14 protein-coding genes are annotated in these 18,188 nt (G+C 57.8%); 8 read left to right on the forward strand and 6 right to left on the reverse strand.

The genetic code is table 11. The features are described 5' to 3' along the window. Positions 1–557 precede the first annotated feature (557 nt). The 4 genes from LPJ38_RS34185 to LPJ38_RS34200 all read left to right on the forward strand — a co-directional run bounded on the left by LPJ38_RS34185 (position 558) and on the right by LPJ38_RS34200 (position 5,902). Positions 558–2,972 (forward strand): polysaccharide biosynthesis tyrosine autokinase, encoded by a 2,415-nt coding sequence (locus tag LPJ38_RS34185; RefSeq protein ID WP_145642985.1) that lies wholly within the window; start codon positions 558–560, stop codon positions 2,970–2,972. Between the two features lie 33 nt (positions 2,973–3,005). Next, positions 3,006–3,680: a hypothetical protein gene (locus LPJ38_RS34190; protein WP_145642983.1), complete on the forward strand. Its 675-nt coding sequence runs from the start codon at positions 3,006–3,008 to the stop codon at positions 3,678–3,680. Positions 3,681–3,815: 135 nt separating this feature from the next. Continuing rightward, on the forward strand, positions 3,816–5,216 hold the full coding sequence (locus tag LPJ38_RS34195; protein WP_145642981.1) for a hypothetical protein: 1,401 nt from the start codon (positions 3,816–3,818) through the stop codon (positions 5,214–5,216). Positions 5,217–5,293: 77 nt separating this feature from the next. After that, entirely contained in the window at positions 5,294–5,902 is a 609-nt protein-coding gene (locus LPJ38_RS34200; RefSeq protein ID WP_145642979.1) for a hypothetical protein, read from the forward strand. A gap of 156 nt (positions 5,903–6,058) precedes the next feature. Here the strand turns inward: LPJ38_RS34200 and LPJ38_RS34205 are convergent, their stop codons facing one another. After that, entirely contained in the window at positions 6,059–7,327 is a 1,269-nt protein-coding gene (locus LPJ38_RS34205; RefSeq protein ID WP_014497957.1) for an IS256 family transposase, read from the reverse strand. Between the two features lie 300 nt (positions 7,328–7,627). On the opposite strand from LPJ38_RS34205, the gene LPJ38_RS34210 reads away from it, so the two are divergent. Next, the gene (locus LPJ38_RS34210; protein ID WP_145637849.1) at positions 7,628–7,918 is read left to right on the forward strand and encodes a hypothetical protein; all 291 of its coding nucleotides are present in this window, start codon (positions 7,628–7,630) and stop codon (positions 7,916–7,918) included. A 432-nt stretch (positions 7,919–8,350) separates the two neighbouring features. Here LPJ38_RS34210 and LPJ38_RS34215 read toward each other — a convergent pair whose 3' ends face one another. Further along, positions 8,351–9,772 carry an undecaprenyl-phosphate glucose phosphotransferase gene (locus LPJ38_RS34215; RefSeq protein ID WP_145637850.1) on the reverse strand — a complete coding sequence of 474 codons (1,422 nt, stop codon included), beginning with the start codon at positions 9,770–9,772 and terminating at the stop codon, positions 8,351–8,353. A gap of 581 nt (positions 9,773–10,353) precedes the next feature. On the opposite strand from LPJ38_RS34215, the gene LPJ38_RS34220 reads away from it, so the two are divergent. After that, positions 10,354–11,091, forward strand: coding sequence for a metallophosphoesterase (locus tag LPJ38_RS34220; protein WP_145637852.1), 738 nt, complete (start codon positions 10,354–10,356; stop codon positions 11,089–11,091). Between the two features lie 40 nt (positions 11,092–11,131). Here the strand turns inward: LPJ38_RS34220 and LPJ38_RS34225 are convergent, their stop codons facing one another. Then, positions 11,132–11,410: a hypothetical protein gene (locus LPJ38_RS34225; RefSeq protein ID WP_145637854.1), complete on the reverse strand. Its 279-nt coding sequence runs from the start codon at positions 11,408–11,410 to the stop codon at positions 11,132–11,134. Positions 11,411–12,004: 594 nt separating this feature from the next. Here LPJ38_RS34225 and LPJ38_RS34230 point away from each other — a divergent pair. Next, complete coding sequence (locus LPJ38_RS34230) at positions 12,005–12,271, forward strand: hypothetical protein (protein WP_145637855.1); 267 nt, start codon at positions 12,005–12,007, stop codon at positions 12,269–12,271. A 740-nt stretch (positions 12,272–13,011) separates the two neighbouring features. Here the strand turns inward: LPJ38_RS34230 and LPJ38_RS34235 are convergent. Continuing rightward, entirely contained in the window at positions 13,012–13,224 is a 213-nt protein-coding gene (locus LPJ38_RS34235) for a GcrA family cell cycle regulator (RefSeq protein ID WP_145637859.1), read from the reverse strand. 1,820 nt (positions 13,225–15,044) lie between these two features. After that, on the reverse strand, positions 15,045–15,254 hold the full coding sequence (locus LPJ38_RS34240) for a hypothetical protein (protein WP_145637863.1): 210 nt from the start codon (positions 15,252–15,254) through the stop codon (positions 15,045–15,047). Positions 15,255–15,637: 383 nt separating this feature from the next. Between LPJ38_RS34240 and gmd the strand changes: the two genes are divergently transcribed. Then, positions 15,638–16,729, forward strand: coding sequence for a GDP-mannose 4,6-dehydratase (gene gmd, locus LPJ38_RS34245; protein ID WP_145637865.1), 1,092 nt, complete (start codon positions 15,638–15,640; stop codon positions 16,727–16,729). Between the two features lie 218 nt (positions 16,730–16,947). Here the strand turns inward: gmd and LPJ38_RS34250 are convergent, their stop codons facing one another. After that, a complete protein-coding gene (locus tag LPJ38_RS34250; RefSeq protein WP_145637867.1) occupies positions 16,948–17,889 on the reverse strand; it encodes a GDP-L-fucose synthase family protein in 942 nt (313 codons plus the stop codon). Positions 17,890–18,188 lie beyond the last annotated feature (299 nt).

An 18,188-nucleotide genomic window follows, 5' to 3' on the forward strand; every position in this document is an offset into this window, starting at 1 on the left:
TTCGAAACCGACTCGTTCGCGTTCCGGCGTCTCGTTCGGTCGCAACTCTGAGACCGGATTGGCCTTGCCTGTGGCAGGTGCTGATCTCATGCTCGTCCGTCACACTCAGGCCGATATTGCATTGCAGAATTCGCGGCCGGTCGGGCGATGTTCCACCGGGTCGGCACGCACGGATTCGTGGCAACCTGCCCAATTCACAGGCGGACCATGATCTTCTCAGGCGGCATAAATTGCGTCTATCTTGAAAGTCGCTTTTTTTGGCAAAGTTGACGGAGATGTCATTATGACGATTTTGCGGCGACTGGCACTGACAAATAGCCCGGCAGCGTTGCCGAACTTCTCTGACCAACAACGTGCCGGACGATCCGATTAGGGTTTCGCCGAGGGTCACGATGGCACTTCTCAACTCTCGAGCGCCGCGACCTCGATCACCGCATCCGACGTGTCGACGTCTACCGGCGGGAAACTTCTACGCGGCACTTTACAAGTTCACCGATTCAGCGCGGCCGAAGGCCAGCCTGATGCCGCATTCACAGAGAATTAAGTAGGCGGGCCGGATGCTTCAAAGGACCACATCTCGCGAGATCGAAACGACGGCGCCGCAGGCTCCATCGCTGGAGCAGACCATCTCCTCTGCGCTTGCGCTGGTGAGCCGCCAGTATCCCGTGATGGTTTTCACGCTGCTCCTGTGCATCTGTGTTGCCGGCGTCTACGTGTTCACCGCACCGAAGCGATATACCGGAACAGCGATCCTGATGATCGACAGCCGCAAAATGCAGGGCCTGCAGACACAAGCGCCCGCGAGCGGTGGAGATAATCCGATCGACTCGGCGATGGTCGACAGTCAGGTCGAACTTCTCAAGTCCGAAGCGATCGCCTCCAAGGTCATCAAAGACTTGAAACTTGTGGAGTCGGCAGACTTCATGAGCGACGGTGGCGGATTGCTCAGCAGCATCAGCGGTGCGATTACCGGAATATTCTCGAAGTCGACCCCGCCCACGGAAGAGCAAATACTGCGCGCAGCGCTCGCTCGCTTTGCAAGCGGCCTCGGCATCAAGCGCGTCGGCGTGAGCTATGTTATCGAGATCTCCTTTCAGGCATTATCGCAGGATCTGGCAGCGCGGATCGCCAACGCGGTCGCCGACGGCTATATCGTGGACTCGTTGGAATCAAAATATCAGGCCTCGAGACGGGCGGCGGTCTGGCTGCAGGACCGACTGAAGGATTTGCGGACGCAGGCGTCTTCCGCCGAACGCTCCGTTGCGGATTTCAAGGCCAAGAACAATATCGTCGACGCCGGCGGGCGACTGCTCACCGAACAACAACTCGCTGAAATCAATACTTCGCTGACGACTGCGCGTAGCCAGCGTGCGGAGGCCCAAGCTAAACTAGAACGCATCACCGCGATATTGAATGCGGACAGCGACGATTCCAATGTCATTCTGAATGACCTGGCGACTGTGAGCGAGACGATGGCCAATCCGGTCATCACCAAATTGCGCCAGACCTATCTCGAGTACGCAGCCAAGCAGGCCGATTGGTCTAACCGGTATGGATCGACACATCTGGCGGTTGTCAATTTACGCAACCAGATGCGAGAAATCCGGCGCTCGATCGTTGACGAACTGCGACGCACGGCCGAGGTCTACAAGAGTGACCTTGCGATTGCCAAGGCGCGCGAAGAGTCCAGCCAGAAGAGCCTAAGCGATACGATCGCGGTCTCGAATAATACCAGCCAAGCCCAAATCATTCTGAGAGATCTGGAAAGCAACGCTCAGAGCGCTCGCGCATTGTCTGACAACTTCCTGCAACTCTACATGGTCTCGGTTCAGCAGCAGTCGTTTCCTATTACCGAAGCGAGGGTGATCAGCCAGGCCGCGTCGACTCTTCCCAACAAGACGTCGCCAAGAACGACACTCATCCTGCTTGCGGCGATCGTGGGCGGGTCGATTCTCGCAGCTCTCGTCGCAATCCTGCTCGATATGATGGATCGCGTCTTCCGTACAGTTTCGCAGGTCGAGCAGTTCGTGGATACCCGCTGTCTCGCTTCGATTCCGGTCATAGAGCAGGGTGCCGTCAAAGCGAGCTCCGCTCAATCCGGCAAAGCGACCTGGCGATTCGGCAATCGCGACAAGCCCAAACCGCAGCAGGCACCCCCGAGGCACGGGGGATCCGGCACGACGCTGCCACTCCACGGATCCGCGGCCGGGTTCACCCACCAGCAGTCGCATCGAGACCGTCTGCTTTCAACCGAGGAGAGCGTCGGCCGGCACGTGATCAATGCCCCATTTTCACGCTTTGCAGAGGGATTTCGGTCGATCAAGCTAGCCAGCGATTCTGCAAATTTCGGTGCAGGGTCCAACAAGGTCCTCGGGATTACCTCCGCTCTTCCGAACGAGGGAAAGTCAACCATCAGCGAAGCGCTGGCACAGACTCTGGCGCAAAGCGGTTGCCGCACACTGCTGATCGACGGCGACATCCGGAACCCGAGCCTCACCGCAAGGCTTACTCCGGCTGCGCAGGACGGCTTGATCCATGCTGTTATCGGCCAAGCCGACTGGAGGGATGTGGTCTGGATGGATCCGCAGACGAATCTACATTTTCTTCCTTGTGCCATTACATCGCGCTTCTCGAATTCGAGCGACCTGCTGGCCTCGCAGCAGATGGAAGACCTGTTCCAGCAACTACGGCAGCACTTTGATCGAATCGTCCTCGACCTTAGCCCGCTTGCCCCGGTCGTCGACGTTCGGGCGACTGGCGGGCTGGCTGATTCTTATATCCTTGTCATCGAATGGGCGAAGTCCAAAGTGGATATCGTCGAGCGCGTGCTTAGCGAAACGCCGGTTGTGCGCGAGCGTATGCTCGGTGCGGTACTTAATAAGGTGAACGTGTCGGTGATGAGCCGCTACGATACGTATGGCGCGGCCTACTATCGCAATCGATACTACAAGAGGTATGGTTACGTCGATTGACGTCCGATGCTTGATCCGGAGGCGTGACAGCGCTTGGCCGATTTTGACAAGGCCGTTGGATACAACATGACTGATTTCGCGCTAACGCATGTTAGGTCGGCGCTTCTGATGATGCGCTCAGCTCTGCTCTGTGCTGGTCTCTTGATGACGGCAGCTCCCGGCCGAGCCGATCCGGCGCGTCTGGGCATTCCGAACTGCGGATCTGGGATCAGCGCCGAGCAGCGTCGACGTTGCGACGAAGAGGCGTTCAAGCAGATCGAGTCCGGCAGTCAATCGACACAGCTTGAGGGCGGATGGCGACTGGTGAAGAGCAAAAATCCAGACGGCGGCGCCGATGCCGTTTCAGTGATGCATGTCGTCGACAGTACCAAATCGGATCCGCGCCTTGCTGGTCTGAGCTTGCAATGCGGGAAAGGCGGCACCGAAATTGTGCTCATTGTACTCGAGCCGCTGTCCCGCTCGGCGCGACCGAGCGTCGCGCTCATAGCAGGAGAGAAGCGCGCAGAGTTCCAGGCATCTGTGATCCAGGGCGGCGTGGCGCTCTTACTGCCCGCCGAAGCCTCGAAGCTTGCTGCCCGTGACTGGCAAAACGCAAACGAGCTTGCAGTCGAAATTGCGAGCCCACCAAGTGCGATACACGGAGCGGTGCCGATGGCTGGACTGGCAACGGCTCTCCGTTACTTGTCCCAGTACTGCCATGCTCGATGATTTAGCCGGTCACGGAACTGTCATGCCGCACGAGTTCGGCAATTCGACTGTATGTGACCAGTTGGCAGGCCGTGCTTTGATGATGCGTTATAGTGACAACGATCTTGCCCTCCACTTCCGAGACGGTGGCGTCGCATGGTCGGCTATGCGACGCGTATCAATGCCCCACTGGTGCAATGCTGCCGTCCATTCCCGCTTCCACCTCTCACGGTTCTCCGATTGCTGATCGCTTCCTGGCTTTTGATTGCATTGCTGGCCGCGGCTCCGATCTTGGCCATCACAAGCGGCTCCTTCGCACAGCATGTGATTTCGCTTGCTGCTGCGATGATGATGACCATGGCAACAAGAGCTCCAGAGCAGCAAATCGCGTCTTCCGCGCAGTTGCTGAAGCAATTTCTCCTCGTATTCTTGCTTCCGGTCGTCTGGATGGGGTTACAAATCGTTCCGACTTCTTCGCTTGCGAACCCGATCTGGTCGGCGACTTCAATCGCACTTAATCAACCATCGTTGCCGGGCCGCATCAGCGTTGATCCCGCCGCAACATTGCACAGCCTGTTCCTTTATCTGGTCGATCTGTCGCTCCTGGTGTCGACCGTCATCATCACCAGGGACCGCCGTACGGCAGAAACGATCCTATTCGTATTGTGCGCAGTGACAACCCTCATGTCCGTTGAGTTCCTACTCAGCCGGCTCGATTCATTCGCTGGAATCATTCCCCAGACAGGCGCGGCTACGAACGTGTTTCCGGCAGCAGCCGCTCTTGCGGTATTGACAAATGGCGCGCTCATCGCCAGGGCAATCGAGCGCCACCTGCATCGGCAGAAGATCCACAATCTGGCCACGTCCCAACTGTGGGTCGGCGTGTTTTCTGGTTTGTTAGGAATTGCGGTAGCGTTCGGCGCACTTGCGGCCCTTGAACAACACACGTTGGTGGCGGTTACTGGCTGCGGATTGATGGTCCTTGTGTTCATAGCCGCGGTCCGGCGCCTGGGATTTCGGTTTTGGCCTTCGGCGCTTTTGTTCTTCGTCCTTGCTGCAATCGCCAGCGCGATGGCCGTGCCGCACTCTGTATCCGGAGGCTTGGGCCTCCTTAGATTCGTCAGCCTTCCCCCGGAAGCAGTTGGGCCGACAAAGCACCTGCTCTCTGATGCACCGACGTGGGGGAATGGTTTCGGAACCTTTAGGCTGACTTCGATAGCCTATCAGGAGTTCGGCGCTGCGCTGGCGGCCCCCCCTTCCACCGCCGTCTTGATGGCCATCGAGGCAGGCAGATTGGCCAGCGCCATCCTGGCAGCCTTCGCCGCCCAGTTCTTTCTCGCTAGCTTTCGCGGCGCCGTTCGGCGAGGACGCGATTCCTTTTTCGCAGCCGCCGCGGCCGCCGGCGTCGTCGTTGTACTCTGCGAGACCTTTCTTGACTCAAGCCTCTCAAACCCGACGATCCAAGCGATCGTGGCGGTGATGGTCGGAGTTGGACTTGCTCAATCGGTCGGACGGACCAGCGGCGCCGATCGCTCGGCGGCATGCCGCGCGTCGTAACATTGGCTTAATATTGAACCAGTCTATCGAAAATGAGTTCATCGAGCAGATTTCGCATTATTCTAACGGGATTGACCTTGACGGTCGGATCCTATGCGATTGTCTCAGCCGTAGCGGAGGTGACGGCGCTGGGGCGGACTACATCTCCCGCAGACGCGGCGAAGATTGGGGCGCGCTGGACTGAATACGCGCCCTCGCCGTTTGGATCGGAGCTGGAGAGCAATCATGCGTTGATCGCCGCGCTGCAGACAATCGAGCCCGGTCGGCAAAGGCCTACGGTCCTGCGATCAACGACGCATACCGACTCAATTAGCCGGGTGCGGCGGTCGCTGTCGATCTCTCCTTACAATCCTGAACTATGGCTGGCGCTGGGACTGCTTCAGCTCCAGCGCGACCCGCACGATCCGGTCGTGGTCGAGGCCCTAAAGATGGCCTATTTGGTCGCACCAAACGACGCACGATTGATGCCGGCGCGGATCGACATGGCGGTCCGCTTCGACGCACTTGCCCTTCCCGATGTCAAGGACCTCGTACGCAATGACATTCGGCTCATTCTGATTCGCCGACCTGAGTCGAAATCGGCACTCGTCTCCGCTTATCGTCGGGCATCAAAACTGGGCAAGGCTTTCCTGGAAGATGCCGTTGAATCTATCGACTCGTCCTTCCTAGCGACACTGCGCGGTTAGATGCTCGACCCTGCTGATGAAGTGCGGGGTTTGTCGGCACCAAAGCGCGAGGTGTGCACGTGTGATCCGTCAAGTCACAGTTCACCCATACGTTCAGGCGGCCAAACCGTAGTCGTACGGAATCCGAGCTATGCGGGATTTTGGGTGACGAGGCGATCAGGCGGCGTGGTTTTCCGGCACTTGGATGACCTCGATGCCGTTTTCGAATCTGACACCTGCGCTGACCTTCGGCAACTGATTTGTGCCTTTCAGCCGCCGCCAGGTCTTTGATGCGGCGCAGAGCAGCTTGAACACCATCAACTTGGCAGTCGTTGACGATAACGAACCTTTCGTGCGCACCGTTCTGTGCCGGACCGTCGCGAACACGCTTTCGATGGGATTCGTCGTCCGCAAGTGGTCCCAATGCTCGGCGGGGAATTCGTAGAACGCAAGCATTGCGTCGCGATCTTTCGTCAGGCACTCGACCGCCTTGTCGTACTTCGCTCCGTATTTCTCGGCAAAGACATCGATCGCCACTTCGGCCGAAGCTCGGTTGGACGCCAAATAGACCTCGCGCAGATCCTTCTTCATGCTGGCCTGTACCGACACTGCGACTTTGTTCAAGATATTCGCGGTTTTGTGCACCCAGCACCGCTGATGTCGCGTGGCGGGAAAGACCTCGTCGAGCGCCTTCCAGAAGCCGAGCGCGCCGTCACCGACGGCGATTTCCGGGGCGATCTTCAGCCCACGGGTTTTCGCCTCGACGAGCAGTTCGTGCCAGCTCTGCGTGCTCTCGCGCACGCCGACCTGGAAGCCGATGAGTTCCTTCTTGCCTTCCGGCGTCGCGCCGATCAGCACCAGCATGCATTCGCTGTGGTCTTCCATGCGAGCCTGCAGGAAGACGCCGTCCGCCCACACGTATACGTACCGGCGCGCCGACAGATCGCGCTTCTGCCAACGCTCGTACTCGAGCTGCCACTCCGTCGTCAGTCTGGAAACCACCGCCGGAGAAAGATTCGGCGCATCCTTGCCCAGGAGCGCCGCCAGCGCCTCCTGGAAGTCGCCCGTCGAGATGCCTCGCAGGTACAGAACCGGCAAAAGTGCATCCAAGCTCTTCGTGCGCCGTGCCCACAACGGCAGGATCGCCGAGGTGAAGCGGATCCGCTCGCCATCGCTGGTCACCGCGCGATCGCGAATCTTTACCCGGGCGACTTCGACGGCGCCGATCCCCGTCTGGATCGTCCGCACTGGACCATGGCCGTGCCGCACGAGGCGGTCGCGGCCATCGGGAAGCTTCAAGCCCTTCATCGCGGCGAGAAACGCCTCGGCTTCCATCTCGACAGCCTGCGCAAGCAGCTGCCGAGCACCAGATCGCAAAATATTCGTCAGTGGATCGTCGATCTCATCGGGCTGACGCAGTGGGACAATGTTGCTATGCTCGTTCATGGCGTATCGCTCTCCTTGAGGTTCTGGCAGGCTCGACACCCGCCTCGATACGCCGCCTATCTCATTCCGTCATCACCCAGTTTCCCGCATAGCTCCCGGAATCCAGAAGCGACACTCATTGTCGTAGCCTTTTGCACGGATTGATGAAGGCGGGCCTGAGGTGATCGAGATATGGTTTCTCGGGAACTCGTCGGCTAGGAGGAGCCGACCGACGCGCCAGCCGCGCAGTGCACCCTTTCCTTCTGAGGTTCCGACGATTAGTCTAAACCCCATACTTCTCTTGCATTTTGGTGGGACTGGATGACGGTACTTGCCATAGTGAGCATCTGGCTGCTGCTCAACGTTTTATTCGTGCTCATCGTGGTTCCTCCCCGCGGGCCGCGATCGCGACTCAATAGGTCAGGTACAATCCTTGCGCCGGTCCCGATCGAAAAGCACCAAGACCAGCCCGATCACAGCGAACAATTCTCCCTTCGCGACGCGCTCGGATCATTCGCTTTGGGAGCCTTCTTCGTCCTGATGCCTCGGCTGATCTCACTACGGAAGGCCATTGTGCGGCTGTGGAACAAGACGCGCGGGCATAAAACCTAAACTTAGTGATTGGCGCGATTCAAGGACTCCAAAAGCAGCTCTGAGATGGCGCGCTATAGTCTGAGCGAGGCGGGGTGGCGGCTGATGGAGCGACAGCTCCAGATTACACCGGGCGGAAGGGCCGCGGTGGACGACCGACGGGTGATCAACGGCATCTTCTCGTGCTGCGAGAATCGCGGCGCAGGTTGTCGACCTGATCGCGAGCAAGGGGCGCCCCCGCCCAGTGCTTCGGGGCGGCTCTGCGGCGCTCCGCCAAGCCGGCGATGTACCGCCAGCCGTAAACCTGATCGAACGCGTCTTCTGCAAGCTCAAACAGTTCCGACGCGGCGCAACCCGCTTCGGCAAGCTCGTACGCAACTTCTTCGCTGCGGCTTTACTAACCTTGTCTCAACGCTTACGAGTTCGTCCTCGGCCGCCAACGCTCCTGGTGATCTAGTACGCCTCCTGGGAAATGACGGTAGCCGCCGTGCGCGCCATGATTTTCAGGTCGAGCCAGATGCTCCAGTTCCTAACATACCAGACGTCATATTCTACCCGCTTTTCCATCAGGTCGATGGTCGGCGTTTCGCCTCGGAAGCCGTTAACCTGAGCCCATCCCGTCAGGCCTGGCTTCATATGGTGGCGGTACACGTAATTGCTGATGACCTCGTCATAATAGTTGTCGTGAGCGAGCGCATGTGGGCGTGGTCCGACCAACGACATGTCGCCGCGCAGCACGTTCCAGAGCTGAGGCAACTCGTCAATGCTGGTCATGCGAAGGAAACGCCCAATTCTTGTGACCCGCGCGTCTGCCTTAGTCGCCTGAGTGATCGAATGACCATTCTCGCAAACGTTCATGCTGCGAAACTTCCAGATTTCAAACGGCTTGCCGTTGAAGCCGCGGCGCGACTGTCGGAAGATCACGCTCCCCGGCGAATCCAGCTTGATCAAAATGGAGACAGTGATCAGCACCGGCGCCAAGGCAACTAGCGAAAACAAGGCCAGACCGATGTCAAGGCAGCGCTTCTGGAGACGCTCGAACACGCTGAGCGGTGGTCGCTGAATTTCAACTGCCACCGTGCCGCTGACCGGCAAAAACGGGCGTGATACCAGATCAGCAATCGAATTATCCGGCAACAGACGGATAGGCTGTGGTACGGCGCGCAAGTGCAGTTCGAGCTCCTGCAACAACGGCAGCTCGTTCCAGTCAACCGCCAGCAGATACTCCTCGACATCGGCCACACGGGATTGGAGGATGACATCGCGGATTTGCCGTTCCCAGTGGTCGTTTGCGGCAAGCACGAAATGGCGAACCACGTCGAATCCGTTCTTGCGCAGGTCCTTGAAACGGCTTGAGGTGAAATCAAGCGGCTTCAGGCTAAGCAGGGCAACCTTGCGATCGACCAATCGGCCCTTGGCAAAGCTCGTGCCAAGCACCCACTGCCACGCAAAGCGCAGGCTGAGCAACCCAACGCCCCCAACGCCGGTGAAAATGAGGAACGTGCCGCGCGACAGATTGTCCGACGATTTCAATAGAAACGCCGCGACAGCAAGGATTGTCAGTGACACCAACCAGATGATCACGGCTTTGCGCAATTGCCAGACCAGACTTAGCAAACGGTGCGTTGCATACACCTCCTGAAAATAGGCGATTGCAACAAACACTGCGCTGACGATCAGTCCGGCCCCGATGGGCGCTCCGTCTCCAGATGACGGCGTGGCGAAGCTATAAAGCTCCGACGCTAGCGCGTAGCAGAGCAGAATCAACAGAAGGTCGGCCGCGATGACGAGAAGCTGAAAAGGCCTCTGAAGAGCGGTACCTCGGGCGGAGGATACCTGGTAGGTGCTATCAGAACCGTAAGTTGCAACAACCATTAGATCCTCTACGAGTGGAGAGTGCCTGCGGTGTGATGCTGAAGATTTTCCGCTGCCCAAACGAAGAGTGTTAAGTGATCGCAGCGACATTGTGGCGCTGCATGCAAAACTTTTGCGATGCAAATATGATATGGCGCCAATACATCGTCCTACGCCGAGAATCTCGTCACGGTGCTGACATATCGAAGGCGGGCTGCCCTTTTTTGAATCAAGTTCCGCATCCAATTCGATGCCACAGTATTGCGCGAGCGTCGTCTTCGCTCATCTCAGAAGCATTCCATCTTTTTCGTGACGGCATTGCGGGAACTTCGAGAGGCTTCTATCTTAGGATGCATGGCTGATACGACTGTGGCATGCATCTTTGCCGCGCTCTGGTCCTTAGCAATGCAATTCGTACCGAACGGCCTCATCTAGGCGACCCTTCGCAAATAGGTTAGGTAATGAGTTCCGCCCTTCTTTTGGCATGATCCCGCCCGAGAAACGATAACACTCAATCGACGGCACAGTCCCCATCAAATGGAAGGTCCTTAGCTGCCGGCGACAGGAAGAATCTTCCCAACCACCCCCATCGATTGTGCGCTATGATATCGCTTTCCCGTCGACGTCGGCCAATCCAAAAGCCGTATCTGCCGGATGGCGTGCGCATTTACGCGATCTCGGATATTCACGGCTGCGCGCATCTGCTCCAGCCCATGCTGCGGGTGATCGACGCCGACGTGGCTCGCAGCCGCCCACGCTATGCGATCGAGGTCTTCATGGGCGACTACATCGATCGCGGTCCGGATACGCGCGCCACCCTCGACATCCTGGTCGAGCGCAGCAGGCGGGGAAACGCGGTTTTTCTCAAGGGCAACCACGAGGCATTTCTAGTCAGCGTGTTCGAAGACCCGTCACTGTTCGAGAATTGGCTCGCCATTGGTGGGACCCAGACATTGATGTCCTACGGACTCGCCCCACCGGATCTGAAGCGCGACGAGCCGACATCGATCCTGCGCGATTTGCTTCGCGCAATGCCGACCGAACATCTCGAATTCCTGGACAATCTGCGGCTGAGCTTTACGTGCGGGGACTTCTTCTTCGTGCATGCGGGAGTTCGACCGGGCGTGGCGTTGTCCGAACAGCACGAGAACGATCTTTTGTGGATTCGCGACGAGTTCCTGGAGAGCAAAAAGCACTTCGGCAAATTTGTCGTACACGGTCACACGCCGGTGCGGAGCGCCGACGTACGAAATAATCGCGCCAACATCGACACCGGCGCCTATGCTACCGGCAATCTCACGCTGATGAGCATTCAAGGAAGCAGCATGCTCGCGGTGTGAGAGGACGGCACCGAACGCGCGCGTTTTTCCGCATCAAGCTTTAGTTGAGCAGAGGCGGCTTAACCGGCTGCGCACGCGTCTGCGCCATCCAGGCATTCCAGGCTCGCTCGTGCTTGAAGTAGAGTTCCACCCAACGTTCGCCGTGCCTGGCCTGACGGATGCGCGCTGCCTCGCCAAGCAAGTCGGCACCGGGGCGCGTGTCCGGCTTGTCCAATGCTTCGAACTCGATGGTTTCCGAGATCGTCAGACCGACGAGCACGCGCTGTCCGGCGCCATCCACGATATAACGTCGCGGAGCGTCGTTCTTGGGCTCACTCATGTCGTCATGCACCGTCATTGCGGTGTGAAGCTGGGCGCCGGCAGCGAATTGGACGATATCTAAAAGGCTCGCCGTGCGTGCCCGAATGTTGAGGTAGGATGAGGCCTCTGCCGTGAGGCGCCATAGGACGCGTTCGCATCTCTTCGTTGGACACGCCAAGCGCGCAACGCGTATCCGAGGATGAGGCCAGCGCCGAAAACGGAAGCGGAGACAAACGCAGAAGTCATAGGAGTCGCCCTGAATAGTCCGGGACCCATCAAGGGCGACTAGTGTGTCGACATCATGGTTCTTGACGACGCATGGGCGCCGAAAGATTGTTCAACATCGGCCCCCTTGTGTGCATGCAGCGCTCGTGCCGGCGTGGCCGCCTCTGCCACATCCTGTTTCGATCGGCGACAATCCCGAAGGCTCTACACAGCGGCCACTCTATGTAGGAGAGAACAACGCCTCCAAGTGGTCGGGGCAGATGCACGATGGGCAAACCACACGTTTCCTCGGGACGAGGAATTGGGGCGGGTCGGTCGACCGATGCCCTTGCAACCGCCCGGCAGCCGTTGCATTATTTCTTGTTGCATTTCGGAGGGATTCAATCCAATGGACTTCCGCGCCCTTATTTCATCCATTGCCCTGTCCGTTCTTGGCCTTACGTTGACCGCATCCGTCGCCGCCGCCGCGGAACTTGCGCTCGCTAAGGCGCATCATCGGGCGGCTTCCGTTCAAAGCGGATACGTCTTCTGGGATCCCGTCTACCCGCCCGCGATCTATGGCCCGCAGCTTCGACCCGTCGAGGAAGTCGTAGCGGCGAAGGCGCAGGCTCGGCCCGTGTCCCAGCTCTGGTGGGGATATTGGTACGTCCGGTAAGGCGCCGGCGCGCTTTCCCTTGGCCGAACGGCCGCGTCGCGCTCGACCATCACCGCCGCAAAACGGGGCAGCCGGTCGCGGCTGCTTTATTTGATCGGGCGCCGCGCCATGAAGACACCCAAGCCAATGCAGAGGGCCGGGTCCGACGATTGGCCCTGCTCGCGCGGCGGGAGCCTGCGTATCGAATGGCAGCCGACCCGGGCCGCCATGCCGGCTTAGTAAGGGCAAATGAGAGTGCAACGCGATTGCTTCTATAGACCGAAGCCTCGGCCAATCTTACGCACAAGCTTGAGCGCGGCGTCAGTATTGCGGCCATAAAAGAGCGTTCGATCAAGCTGCGCGAAGATGCTCATTCCAAAAGGCGCGATAGCAAAGCCTCTAAACATGGTTGTGGACCGGGTTGAACGATGCTGCGAAAGTTCAAGACGGCCCTCGCCGCAGGATTGGGGTAACAGCCGGGGCCGGCATTCCCATTCCAACGTGCCGCAATCGGCGGTAATCGGCACGCACTTAGTTAGCCACATGAAAGCTAATGAACTCTTTCGCTCGCCGCCGCTCGGGCGCCAGTCCCACGCCGTTGAAGTTAGTTCAATGTGACGCCCGGTGGGGCACTCTCCCATCCGCTGCTCACTGAGCCGCCTATTACACTTCCCCTCGCGATGCGAATGGCGGGCAAGAACCCCGAACGGCGCGCCGTCCTCAAGGCGCCTTCGTCAATCACTTTGAACGCCGTCCTTCGACTAGCCGGCCCATTGCGCGAAGACACGCCCGGTGATGCGGCTCACTCGACCTTGCTGCTTGCGGAAGCGTTGCAACCGACCGTAGACCGCGAGGCGAGTGCGGCCTAGCCGCTGGCCGATCTCACTTGCAGTCATGCCGCGATCGAATAGCGCAAGAAGGTGCGCTTCCTCCTCGGCCGACCACGGACGGATTTCCAGTCTGTTGTTGGACATCGCCTATCATGCCACCGAAAGCACCGCAGATAATCCATCCTAGAGCGGGCTTATAAATAAATCGTCTCGGCCTCAAAGATCTTCGAACGCAACTCCGTTAAGATTGCCACTTGACCAGCCTAGGCGGCAACTTCGGATGATGCGATCTGTCTCGAGCATCAGAGTTCTGGAAGCTAGAGGTGCCAATAACACTAGGATGGAGGTGGCCATTTTGACACGCTCGTCCTTAAGATGAGCGATTCGCCCAAATGTCCTCCAGTCCGGACGAGGGGCCATGATCTCAAGTTTCGTTCTGGTCCGGCTGCTTGGCCGCAAGCCGGTGGCGAAGCGCTGGCGGGCGCGCCAGACGTCCGAAATGTAGCCGAAATCTAAACGTTCAATATCGCCTGGTGTTGCTCTCGATACGAAGCGCGCTCCGGCTCACTCCTCTCAAGCCATAGCGTCTTCCCGGCCGCGTCACACATTCGGCGGAAATGCCACTCAAGAGCAAGATGGGGCGTAGGCAGCAGGTCCGATGAAAATCTTCGTTGTCGCGATCGGTGTCTTGGTTACAGTGCTTGTTGTGTGTGTGTTCGCAAGCAACATCTGGATCGAGTTGACGCAAAAGAAGCGGCGGCAGAAGCGGATCGAGCAAAGTCGATCTAGGACCGGCAATTCCCGTTAATGGCGACGCGAGCGTCTCCCGTGACTAACGGGTTACCTGGTGTGTCCAGTTCCCTGCAATCCTTCAATGGACCGAGCCCGTCGCCCCGTTGTTTCGCCCGATGCAGCCTCGGCAAATCGCTAACTTCGTGGTTCGCTGTCGGTCGTTCTCTCAATCTCGCGCGTACGACCCACCACGCATCGGAATAAGGACGAAGCGTTGCGAGTATCTTTTCGCGTTGGGCATCGGAATCTTCACCGCGTCCTGCGAGAGCCGTGTTCTGGCGAGCCTGTCTTTTCATTAGGAAGCGATTGGGATCGTGACCAAATCAATCCCAAGCAACGGAGGTCATCGTCGTGGGAGACGTCCTCGCGCAGCCGGCGAGGATGAGCCCATGCTCGCGAATGTTGTCGCAAGTTCCCTGATCACCTTTTCACACCGACGAAAGCGGAACGACCAAAAAGGTTCCCTGACTGGAATTCTTAGGAAGGGTGAGGTAGCGGCTCGTTAACGCGGCGTCCAAGTGCTCCTAACCGCCTTCGGCTGCGACAGCTCCTTCTTCCACTGATTACCAAGTTTAACCGCCGCCTCAGCAGGAGGATTTCCAAGTAGTCCTTCTCGAACTCTGGATGAGTGCGCAGGGCTTCAATTTGTTGGTCGTGTAGTTTGAGCAACGCGGCAATGTAAGTGCTTTGGGCTGGGCGCATGGCAATCAACACCCTGAAAAACGCAATGAGTAACAAAAAAGTAGTCTAACAAGGGGTTTCGAAAAACTAGCCCGTGCTAATGGCCCGAGCTTTCCGCTCCCAAGACTAGGACGATGTTGCCGTGTATGGCGCCGAAACGCAACCCCCAAAGCGGCACAGCCTCGCCCTGCGATGAGTTGTTCTGAAAATGAGAGCGGTTCAGACCGACACCGCCGTCGCACGAGGGTATGACTACTGTTTAATCACAGATACGAATATAAGATGGGCGATATTCAACGGCGGCGCAATATCGTGGTAGATATACTTTTCAAGCGGCAAGCCGGTCAGTTCTCGCCAGCGGGTTCACCACGTCAAGATTTGATCAATGTGGAAAGTTCTCGGAGCGCTTAGCAATGTCCATTGAAAGCCCTTCCGTGCACGCTGCTCGGACACGTCGTGTCTGTCTCGTTCAAGTACTTCCATGATCGTTCTTAACCTTCGGTATCGGCGAATCGGTGGTCGACGAGTTGCTCGTTGTTTGCTCTGCTCGCGACGCTCTCAAGCTGCCGATCAAACAATTCAGCATCAAGGTCCGCGATGACATCTTCCAGTCCGGAGGCTTCGATGAGCATGCCCTCGGCACGGAGCTCATGTTCAAGTACGCAACTCCTTGCTGCATCATTCACCACAAATTCGCGCATAATCACACTCTCTGATTGTATCCAATAAAATTCTCGATCAAAGCGCGAAAGCAAGCTAATGAGCAGAAACTCATCTCGCGTCGCTTAAGTGGTCCCTGGTACCCCTATGTTCTATTCGTGAGCCTGGCAGTGACGCCGCTAGTCGATGCGGCGCGTGGTTCGGAACGGATCCACAATGAACCATCTTGGATGCGGCTCCGAGCTTGGCAGTCCGGCCACTGTCAAAGACCGGACAGACTTAAGGTCACTGCGCCCTGCTGTCGCGGAACTTTGAGACTTCGATGGAGCCAGGTGCTGTTAATCTAAGCTTGATTTTCGCTCTGTTTCGCCCTCCCTGCCCGACGCAATTCAGTGTAAGCACAAATTTCCATTTTGGGACCAATATGACAAAGAAACGAGCTCTCATTACCGGCGTCACGGGCCAAGACGGCGCCTATTTGGCTGAACTGCTTCTGCAGAAGGGTTACGAAGTCCACGGCATCAAGCGCCGGACCTCCCTCTTCAACACCGATCGGATTGACCATCTGTATCTCGATCCGCATGAGCCCGATCCCCCCTTCCGGCTTCACTACGGCGATCTTACGGATTCCTCCAGTCTGATCCGGATCGTTGGTCAGGTGCAGCCGGACGAGATCTACAATCTCGCGGCGCAGAGCCACGTTGCCGTTTCTTTCGAGGAACCCGAATACACGGCGAATTCCGACGCCCTCGGCACCTTGCGCATCCTTGAGGCTATGCGCATTACCGGCCTGGAGAGGAAGGCGCGCTTCTATCAGGCCTCAACGTCTGAACTGTACGGCTTGGTCCAGGAGATTCCCCAAAAGGAGACCACGCCCTTCTATCCCCGCTCACCGTATGCGGTCGCCAAGCTTTATGCCTATTGGATCACGGTAAACTACCGTGAGGCCTACGAGATGTACGCCTGCAATGGCATTCTCTTTAACCACGAATCTCCGGTCCGGGGCGAAACCTTCGTTACTCGAAAGATTACGCGTGCTTTGGCGCGCATCCATCTTGGGCTGCAGGAGCGGCTTTATCTGGGCAACCTGGACGCCCTGCGCGATTGGGGACACGCGCGTGACTATGTCGAAATGCAATGGTTGATGCTGCAACAGGAAAAGCCGGAGGATTTCGTGATTGCTACGGGCGTGCAGCACTCTGTCCGAGATTTTGTCAACGTCGCCGCAAACGAAATCGGCATGACAATTCGATGGGAAGGAAGCGGCGTCGACGAAAAGGGATACGACGCTGCTACGGGAAAATGCGTTGTTTCGGTCGATCCGCGCTACTTCCGTCCTACCGAGGTCGCGACACTCCTCGGTGATCCATCAAAGGCCAAGGAGAAGCTAGGCTGGGAGCCCAAGACGTCGTTCGAAAGCCTCGTTCGAGAAATGATGAAGGAAGACCTCGAATCCGCCAAGCGCGACGAGATCATCAAGAAACACGGATTCCGCTACTTCGCCAGGCATGAATAGTCCGAGCCTCACCGATGCACAGAGATCTATAAGGGCAAGCATGTTGGTGCGTTACGCGAGAGCTCTGTCAACACCAACGATAAGAGCTGCGAACGAACTACTATCTCCGGCCGATATCGCCTGCGGGATTCGCGCGAGCTAATCCTGCGATTCCGCGCCATTCCATGCGACATGGACGAAGCCTACGGCCGCTTCTGCAACTGAGCTTTCAGCAGGCGTTACCCAGCCGACAGATATGCCCGGTAGGCGAGTTCGATCCCATCCTTGAGTGAAGTCTGGGCACGCCAGCCGAGCTTCTCCAGGCGGGTAACATCGAGCATTTTACGGGGCGTGCCGTCAGGCCGCGAATGATCGAACGTTACCTCTCCGCGATAGCCGACGATGGCGGCAACGATGCGCGCGAATTCGGCAATCGTGATGTCCTTCCCCACGCCAATGTTGACAAGCTCGGGACCTGAGAAAGTCTTCATCAGGTGCACGCAGGCATCTGCCATGTCATCCACGTAAAGGAATTCGCGACGCGGCGCGCCCGTGCCCCAGATCGTGACGTTTGTTGCGCCTGCCAACTTCGCCTCGTGGAAGCGGCGAATCAAGGCAGCAACGACGTGACTATATTCCGGATGATAATTGTCGCCGGGACCATAAAGGTTTGTCGGCATTACACTGATAAAGTCAGAACCGTACTGGCTGCGATAAGCTTCCACCATCTTAATCCCAGCGATCTTCGCAATTGCATAAGGCTCGTTGGTTGGCTCGAGGGGCCCCGTCAGCACCGAATCTTCACGCAAGGGTTGCGCAGCGAGCTTTGGATATATGCAGGACGAACCCAGGAACATCAGTTTTTCTGCACCATTAAGATGCGCCGCGTGAATCACGTTCGCCGCGATAGCGATGTTGTCATAGATGTACTCAGCGCGCAGAGTATTATTGGCGACGATGCCACCGACCTTGGCTGCGGCAAGAATGATCAACTGCGGCCGCACCTGAGCGAACCAGCGGAACACCATGGATTGGTCGCGTAAATCGACCTCGCTACGATCGACCGTAACGAGACGAACGTCCTCCCTCGCAAGCCGGCGCGTCAATGCCGCTCCCACCATGCCGTCGTGGCCAGCGACGTAGACGGTCTTACCCTTCAGTTCAAATGGAGCAGCGGCCATCGTGACCTCCCAGTTCGCCGTGGGAACCCTGGCCGCGCCTCCCCCGCAGACTGGTATTCGAACGAATGTTCCACACGGGACGTGATTTGGTATGGAAGAATGAGATCAGGTGTTCAGCAAGATCAGCGCCGTCCTGTCCCGCCAGCCGCGAGATTGCAGCGATCTGCTTTTGCATGCCATTCCTTGTTCAAACAATAGCGATCGCAGCATGAAATATTCAGCTGAGTGCACCGCGCCGAGCCAAGATATATCCCTTTTTGAATATGTCGGATGCTTCGGTCAACCCCCGGACCGCTGAA

Source organism: Bradyrhizobium daqingense, assembly GCF_021044685.1.
Lineage (GTDB): Bacteria > Pseudomonadota > Alphaproteobacteria > Rhizobiales > Xanthobacteraceae > Bradyrhizobium > Bradyrhizobium daqingense.

Coding starts and splice junctions, on each gene's coding strand:
- LPJ38_RS34235 (WP_145637859.1), bottom strand. CDS start 13,224: ATGTCCAACAACAGACTGGAAATCCGTCCGTGGTCGGCCGAGGAGGAA.
- gmd (WP_145637865.1), top strand. CDS start 15,638: ATGACAAAGAAACGAGCTCTCATTACCGGCGTCACGGGCCAAGACGGC.
- LPJ38_RS34185 (WP_145642985.1), top strand. CDS start 558: ATGCTTCAAAGGACCACATCTCGCGAGATCGAAACGACGGCGCCGCAG.
- LPJ38_RS34215 (WP_145637850.1), bottom strand. CDS start 9,772: ATGGTTGTTGCAACTTACGGTTCTGATAGCACCTACCAGGTATCCTCC.
- LPJ38_RS34210 (WP_145637849.1), top strand. CDS start 7,628: ATGACGGTACTTGCCATAGTGAGCATCTGGCTGCTGCTCAACGTTTTA.
- LPJ38_RS34225 (WP_145637854.1), bottom strand. CDS start 11,410: ATGAGTGAGCCCAAGAACGACGCTCCGCGACGTTATATCGTGGATGGC.
- LPJ38_RS34230 (WP_145637855.1), top strand. CDS start 12,005: ATGGACTTCCGCGCCCTTATTTCATCCATTGCCCTGTCCGTTCTTGGC.
- LPJ38_RS34205 (WP_014497957.1), bottom strand. CDS start 7,327: ATGAACGAGCATAGCAACATTGTCCCACTGCGTCAGCCCGATGAGATC.
- LPJ38_RS34240 (WP_145637863.1), bottom strand. CDS start 15,254: ATGCGCGAATTTGTGGTGAATGATGCAGCAAGGAGTTGCGTACTTGAA.
- LPJ38_RS34195 (WP_145642981.1), top strand. CDS start 3,816: ATGGTCGGCTATGCGACGCGTATCAATGCCCCACTGGTGCAATGCTGC.
- LPJ38_RS34250 (WP_145637867.1), bottom strand. CDS start 17,889: ATGGCCGCTGCTCCATTTGAACTGAAGGGTAAGACCGTCTACGTCGCT.
- LPJ38_RS34220 (WP_145637852.1), top strand. CDS start 10,354: ATGATATCGCTTTCCCGTCGACGTCGGCCAATCCAAAAGCCGTATCTG.